Annotated in this window: 1 protein-coding gene; it reads right to left on the bottom strand. The window is 71.5% G+C overall.

Annotated features, from left to right (window positions below):
* Nucleotides 1–276 precede the first annotated feature (276 nt).
* The gene (locus FV229_RS27080) at nt 277–456 is read right to left on the bottom strand and encodes a NepR family anti-sigma factor (RefSeq protein ID WP_147754839.1); all 180 of its coding nucleotides are present in this window, start codon (nt 454–456) and stop codon (nt 277–279) included.
* Between the last annotated feature and the right edge of the window lie 161 nt (nt 457–617).

Genomic DNA, 617 nt, shown 5'->3' with positions numbered 1-617 from the left:
TGGTCGCGACGCTGGGCTACTGGCGCCAGCTCAACGAGGGCACGGTCAACAGCATCTCGTCGGGCGCCTTCACCGACATGGGCCACGCGCCGTCCTTCTCGGACAACCTCGTCGAGGTCGCCCGGGCGAACTGACCGCGCCGAGCCGACGGCACACGCAAGCGCCGCGCGGGGCGCTTGTCCTCGTGGCGTACGGTCTCGGATGTGGGCGCGGTGTGGGAAGCCGACGACGCGGCGGCTCGCACCGCAGGCTCCGCCTCCCTCCCCTAAGTCGTGCTCACCCCTTCGGCCGGTCCAGCTGCGCGATCAGCGCTTCGAGGCGTTCGCTCACCGGGGCGGAGAGGGTGTCGGCGTAGAGGTTGCGCAGGTTCTGGCCGAGGTGGCGGCGCACGCTCGGGTTCAGGGGTGGCTGCGCCTGCGGCGTCTCGCCCGGCCGGGACATCTGCGGCTTCGCCATCACCACCCGACCCTCACGCACGTTCGACACGGGGAGAATGGCAAAGCTTGGTTAAGGGCCCGTCACCGGCGGGCGGCAACGCCGCGGAATCGGAACCGCCCGCGGCGGGGGCGTGTTTGCCGGATGAGACCCTTTCGACGCCTCGCCCCCGCCCAGAACCC

It is taken from the genome of Methylobacterium sp. WL120, from assembly GCF_008039465.1.
In the GTDB taxonomy this organism is placed as follows: Bacteria; Pseudomonadota; Alphaproteobacteria; order Rhizobiales; family Beijerinckiaceae; genus Methylobacterium; species Methylobacterium cerastii.
The sequence above is the reverse complement of the archived record's forward strand: the minus strand, read 5'-3'. Positions and strand labels throughout refer to the sequence as shown.